The sequence below is a fragment of the Bradyrhizobium sp. LB14.3 genome, assembly GCF_040547985.1.
Lineage (GTDB): Bacteria > Pseudomonadota > Alphaproteobacteria > Rhizobiales > Xanthobacteraceae > Bradyrhizobium.
Map to the genome: position 1 here is coordinate 1 of NZ_JBEPQT010000070.1, position 5,982 is coordinate 5,982.

The following is a 5,982-nucleotide window of genomic DNA, read 5'->3' on the forward strand; positions in this document are numbered from 1 at the left end:
AGCTCCGCCGATCGCACGTTGCTCACACCGCGCCAAACGGCGTAACATCCGCCGAGACTCTAACCGCTACTGGGTGAAACTTCAGGGGCAGGTCAGTCCCCCTCCGATGCACCACAGAATCATGGTCCGCAGCGAAAGGGAATCCACAAATGAAAATTGCAAGGTTTGGCGGCCTCAAGCCCCCAATCCCTGCAATCTCAAATGCCGCCGCATCCGAAAAACAGATTCTGGCTCAATCGCTTAGAGGCTTGTTCACGGGCGACCAATCAAATGGGCCTCAGAGCGACGCTTACCCTACATCCGCACCGAAGCTTGTCACTCGCACGTGCCTCATCGCGCTCTACCAACGAGGTCGCAGCCTATGCCGTTGCCTCGCTTGGTACAGCCAAACCTACGGATTGAGCGAATTCTGGCTCACCGCGCTCATATTTCTCAGAGCGATGGTCTTTCAAGTCTATCGCTCAAGTCCTTCCGCCGCCGGGAGGGCTGGACGAGTTCATTGGGCGCAGCCTATGAAGCGTGTCCCTCATTTATCGGAATTACGCGGAGGCTGTCCGTGCTAATAGTAACATCAAGGACGTCGCCGGATTTCGGATGACGTCCAAATGGAAGGCGTTCCTGCATTGTGAGTCGCTCTCCATTGATATCAAGCACAACCCGGGTCGCGCCTCCCAAGTAATGAGAATGGAGGACGCGCGCCTGCTGGCTCTGGCCCGCAGCGCCATCGGCCGACAACTTGACCTGTTCCGGCCGGATCACCACTGTGGCAGGACCAGCTTTCCAGTCACCCTTGATCCGAAGGCCAGCTGTCGACCTGAAAGCACCAGTATCGTCCACGACGCCCGTTAGCAACGAACACCAGCCGATAAAGTTTGCAACGAAAGGCGTCTCGGGCGTCTCGTAGATTTCGCCGGGCGTTCCAATCTGCTCCACTTTACCCGCATTCATGACGACAATCCGATCCGACATGGTCAATGCCTCCTCTTGATCGTGTGTTACGAACAAGGTGGTAACGTTGACTGATCTGACCACTTCCTGGAGTTCTTCCCGCATACGCACACGCAACTGTGCATCCAAATTGGAGAATGGTTCATCTAGAAGGAGTACCGCCGGCTTCATTGCGAGCGCGCGAGCGAGCGCAATGCGCTGCTGTTGACCGCCGGATAGCTGACTTGGCAGGCGCTGAGCCAGATGAGGCAACTCGACAAGCTTGAGCATTTCGGCGACGCGCGTCTCACGCTTCTCGCGCGGCCACCTCAAATTCTCCAGACCGAATGCGACGTTTTCAGCAACCGTCATATGCGGGAAGAGTGCGTAACTCTGGAAAACCATGCCCGTATCGCGTCGATAGGGAGGCTGGTGCGTCATATCAACATTATTTATGTGTATACTGCCAGAGGATGGATCTACGAAGCCGGCGACCATGCGCAGTGTGGTTGTCTTTCCGCATCCAGAGGGACCAAGCAGGCAAAGAAGTTCCCCCCGCAGCGCCTTGAGCGAAATGTCCGCGACTGCAGCCGTATCGCCATAGAGCTTGGAAACTGAGCGCAACTCCACGACTAGGTCATTGTTGTCCCGCACGAGCGTTTCGTCCTTTTTGAAGGCGAGCATGTCGTCTCGCACTACGCGAACCGTTCACTGCCGATCAAATGCTCGATCGTCAGGATGACGGCCAACGTTACGATGATCATCAAGCTCGAGATGGCGGCAACCAGCGGATCATAGCTGGTGTCTACGTAGGTAAATATCTGTACTGGTAATGTGACGTTGCCCCCGTAAGTCAAGAACGCGGAAACAGTGACGTTTCCGAATGACGTGACAAAGGCGAAGATTGCAGCCGACAACAGGCCAGGGAGGATGAGCGGCAGGGTGATACGCCGAACGACTCGCAAAGGCGAGGCGCGCAAATTCATCGCTGCCTCTTCGAGCACTTGATTGTGTAAGCTAAGGCTCGCAAGAATGGTGCGCATTACGTATGGGATGGCAAGCACCAGGTGACCCAATAGCAGAGGGAACAGCGTTTGGGTAAGGTTCAAGGACGCGAAAAGTTGTAGCAGGCCGATCCCGAGGACGACCGCCGGAATAATCAAGGGTGAGAAGGCGAGCGCTTGCAGGAAGGCCTTGCCCGGAAAGGAAAAGCGATTGATTGCGAACGCGGCAGCGAAGCCAATCGTGAGTGCCAACGTGGCAACGAGCACGGCAACATACGTGCTCGTCCAGAGTGCAGTCATGAACACGTCGTTCTTCCATGCCTCTCGATACCAGCGAACGGAAAAGCCTGCGGGAGGGAAATTCAACGTTTCCCCGCTGGTGAACGATGACACGATCACAAGTAGCGCGGGTAGTGCAAGCATAACGTACACGATCGCGCGGATAGTCGCGCCGGATACGGCCATTGCCCGATCAACAAGATCAACGCGCATGCCGCGCTCCTTTCACAAGAACGCGCGATGCAGCTAGGGCGTTCAGTGCCGCTGTAACACCCAGGCCGCTCACCAACAGGATGAACGCCATTGCCGCCCCGGAGGGCCAGTTCAGTTCTGCCATGATCCGCTCATAGATCAGGCTACCGAGCATGGCGACGCGATTCCCGCCAATGAGTCGCGGGGTAATGAACGCAGAGATCGAGAGCACAAAGACGAGATTAAAGCCGGCAAGTATCCCGGGAACCGCAAGCGGAATGATAATTTTGCGGAATGTCGCGAAGCGGTTTGCGCGTAGATTGGCAGCCGCATGTTCGAGTACTGGATCTATTTGAGTGACCACACTCATGACTGACAAAATCATAAATGGAAGAAATTGCTGCACCAGGACAGTTAAGACCGCTGGCCGGCTAAACAATAGTTGTTTCGGCGATGAAGAAAGTCCCGAACCTAAGAGAATTGAATTGACCACTCCATTGCGTCCAAGAATGATCAACCAGCCAAATACGATAACCACAAGGCTGAGTGTCAGGGGCATAATCACGATAATGGTGCGCCATCGCCGTGCCAGGGGCGGAAGCCGCGCGAGCGAGTACCCGGTGGGGAATCCAATTCCCAAGCAAATCAGGCTGACGATAATCCCGTCGATGAACGTCTCGAACAGCACCGAAGAGTAATAGGAATCGGAGAAGAAACGGACATATTGCTGCAGGCTGAAGCCGCTCCCATCGAGAAGGTGGCTACCGGAGAGAAAACTAGCTCTCAGCAATCCGAGCGTAGGAACGATCAAGAATATGACGAGCAGCAAGATCATCGGGGCCAACAGAAGCGCAGGGGTCAAGGCCCGGCGAGTGGCAAGAGACTGCTCCATATGAAACCCTCCGCATTGGTAGCGATTTAGGCACGAGTCACGGTGTCGACGAATCCGCAGAACTTCATAACGATTTCAGCCAGCTAGGTGCGGATTATCTTATTCAGCTCCTCAATCCACGCACTGCGGTTCGCTATAAGCCTCTCCCAATCAACTGTCTTTTTCAGAGCAATACGCTCAGGCGAGTTAAACAAGAGGTCGTGGCGAAGCTCTTCCGGCAAAGTCACGTCGGTTGTTACTCCGTATCGGAGCGCTTGAGGCACACCGAGGACACCCTGATCGGACAGTAACTGCTCAGCGTAAGCGTATGCAGCTTCTGGATATTTAGTGCCTTTGACGACGTTGATGTAGGTGATGACCGAGTAAATGCCCTTAGGTGGGACAACGGTCACAATGGGAAGACCCTTAGTCCTTAGTTCGTGAGCGCGACCATCCCAGAATATGCCCGCATACACCTCTTCGTTTTGAAACATCTGGATCTCGGCCACATTTGTCTGCGCGAGCGCAACAATATTTGGCTTCGCGGCGCTCATCACCTTCAGCGCAGGACCGATGTTTGCAGTCGAGCCTCCATTTTCCTCGGCCAAGCCAAGTAGCGTGAGAAGGCTGCCGTATGTGGCGGAAGCCATAATGACCGCGCGCCCCGCGAGATCGGATCGCGCAATATCCGAATACGAAGCAATCGGCTGCTTGATGTACTTCGAATTGTAGACGGGGATAACGGAAGCTACGCTGAACGGCACTCCATAATCGCCGAACTCGCGAAAGCCTGGGAGAAGTCTTTTGACGTTCGGAACTTCCGACGCCTTGATCTCCTCGATTATGCCTGCCTTGGTGAGCTCGACCATGTTCGGGCTGTCACCCATAAACAGGTCAAAAGGCGGATTGTCTCTGTTGGCGATTAGTTTGACAAAGTCTGCGGATGTCGTGCCGGCGATGAACTGAACTTTGAGCCCGTACTTCTCCTCAAGCGGCGCGGCCACATTCCGTTTGAGCGCTTCGTCGTAAAGTCCGCCATAACCGTTTACACGCAACGTTATGCCCGCAAACTGTTTCGACTCTGCATGCACGTAAGGCGCAACTAGCGCGCTGGCTGTACCCGCTGTTGCGACTTTCAGGAATGTTCGCCGTTTCATCGTGTCCATCCTCTCTCGTTGATTCAGCACGGCTTTCAAGCAGAGTCTCGGCGAGGCCCACCTCGAATCACAGCCGCGGATGCGAGTATCCGCGCCCTGCACTGGCTCGGAACACCCGGTTCTCGAAAGTACGTGCGAGAGCCGCGCCGAAGCGCGCTGGTCTCGCGCCGGATGCGCTGTCCGGCAACGGAAACCCTCTGGTCACTGCATCGCAAATTGCGGCGACTTTGAACTTCCCCTCTCCGGAGCACTACCTCGCACGCGATTGTTATTCCGTGGCGAACATTACGGACCTCCAAGATGTCTAGTCCACCAATGACAGGGGCTTTGCTGCCGAAATTCTGCGGCCTGCGGCCGGATAGTGCAGTTTCGCGCTAATGTGCGCGCAAGCGAGCCCTGCTGCGATCCCATAGTTTCGATAGGCCCTGCCCGCCCGCTCGATTTGGGGGAGGATCCAGGAGCGAGCCGCAATGATCACGCGCTTGATGCCGCCAGGCGACGGGCGCGATCGTCAGACAATGCATCGGTCGCCGCAACAATATCGGAATAGCGTCATCAAGGTTCGAGTACGTCATCGCAATATGCGGGCGCTATGTTAGTAGATCGTCGCCGAGCGGTCCAAGCAGTGGGTTACGGTTGTTCAAAAATGCTTGCAATGTCAGCGTGGCCGGCGCGACACGTCGCTTGTTCCTGATCACGCCAATGCCCAGGGTTGTTTTCGTCGCAGCGTAGGTCGCTGTTGGGTGTACGGATGCCGGCTCCACGACGTTGCTAGCAATTGTAAGATGCTCTTTCCTCGACGAGTGCATCGAGCATTGGCCCCGCAGCACATGCGTTGCCGCAGGTGCGAACGAAACAAGGGTTTCGCGACCTGCGTAGGATGCGGTAAGCCCACCGCGCTGTGCCCCGTATACGCCCGTCGCATGCGCCTCACCAGCCATTAGGAACGCGTCGTGCTGGTTGGCAATCGCCACGACGTCGTCAAGCGGCGCGAAATCGCCGTCCATGCTGTAAAGGCTTTCGACCACGATCCAAACGCGGCCCATTCCGCCCTTAGCGCGCCATTCACGAATAGTGGTTTCGGTCGACTGGGGATCGTTGGTGAGCTCTTATTCGACACCGAACCTGGAATGGCGCTCAGCGACGTAAACCGCTCAAAGCGCGATGCAGAACCGGTCCGGCAACTGCGTATAGCTGTCTCCCTGTCGGCTTGTGATAAGCGAGCTATCGCCCAAAGTTGGTGACGGCGGGAATCGGAAAGGCGGCATATCGTGGGGGTGCTTGACGCCTCCACTTCTCCACCGAAGGAGCGATATGCCGTGTCCAACGATAACGTCATCCATCTGATTCAGCCAGGAATCTTCGACGATCAATTCACAGAAGTCTTGCGCAATGGAGCGCGTGCCCTGCTGACCCAGGCGGTCTCGGCCGAGGTTGCAGACTGACTTTCTAGGCCAGCATGCCGATTTGAAGACCCGGGACGGCCACCAGCGCGTGGTCCGCCACGGTCACCTGCCGGAGCGCGAGGTGATGACCGGCATCGGTCCGGTCG

At 56.2% G+C, this 5,982-nt stretch carries 4 protein-coding genes and 2 pseudogenes; 1 reads left to right on the forward strand and 5 read right to left on the reverse strand.

What is annotated here, in order from left to right; translation table 11 throughout:
* Nucleotides 1-510: 510 nt before the first annotated feature.
* The 5 genes and pseudogenes from ABIB00_RS38595 to ABIB00_RS38615 all read right to left on the reverse strand — a co-directional run.
* Nucleotides 511-1,611, reverse strand: coding sequence for an ABC transporter ATP-binding protein (locus ABIB00_RS38595; protein ID WP_354107962.1), 1,101 nt, complete (start codon nt 1,609-1,611; stop codon nt 511-513).
* Between the two features lie 11 nt (nt 1,612-1,622).
* Nucleotides 1,623-2,423, reverse strand: a complete 801-nt coding sequence (locus ABIB00_RS38600) for an ABC transporter permease (RefSeq protein WP_354107963.1) — start codon at nt 2,421-2,423, stop codon at nt 1,623-1,625.
* Nucleotides 2,413-3,294: an ABC transporter permease gene (locus tag ABIB00_RS38605; protein WP_354107964.1), complete on the reverse strand. Its 882-nt coding sequence runs from the start codon at nt 3,292-3,294 to the stop codon at nt 2,413-2,415. The genes ABIB00_RS38600 and ABIB00_RS38605 overlap by 11 nt, the downstream gene beginning before the upstream one ends.
* 83 nt (nt 3,295-3,377) lie before the next feature.
* Nucleotides 3,378-4,439, reverse strand: a complete 1,062-nt coding sequence (locus tag ABIB00_RS38610) for an extracellular solute-binding protein (protein WP_354107965.1) — start codon at nt 4,437-4,439, stop codon at nt 3,378-3,380.
* Between the two features lie 795 nt (nt 4,440-5,234).
* Nucleotides 5,235-5,530: pseudogene (locus ABIB00_RS38615) on the reverse strand (aminotransferase class I/II-fold pyridoxal phosphate-dependent enzyme); the annotation flags it as partial.
* Nucleotides 5,531-5,749: 219 nt separating this feature from the next.
* Between ABIB00_RS38615 and ABIB00_RS38620 the strand changes: the two are divergent.
* Nucleotides 5,750-5,982 (forward strand): annotated as a pseudogene (locus ABIB00_RS38620) (IS256 family transposase); the annotation flags it as partial.

What these genes read in the sequence shown, in the direction of transcription:
- ABIB00_RS38595 (WP_354107962.1), bottom strand. Translation starts at nt 1,611, where the DNA reads ATGCTCGCCTTCAAAAAGGACGAAACGCTCGTGCGGGACAACAATGAC.
- ABIB00_RS38610 (WP_354107965.1), bottom strand. Translation starts at nt 4,439, where the DNA reads ATGGACACGATGAAACGGCGAACATTCCTGAAAGTCGCAACAGCGGGT.
- ABIB00_RS38605 (WP_354107964.1), bottom strand. Translation starts at nt 3,294, where the DNA reads ATGGAGCAGTCTCTTGCCACTCGCCGGGCCTTGACCCCTGCGCTTCTG.
- ABIB00_RS38600 (WP_354107963.1), bottom strand. Translation starts at nt 2,423, where the DNA reads ATGCGCGTTGATCTTGTTGATCGGGCAATGGCCGTATCCGGCGCGACT.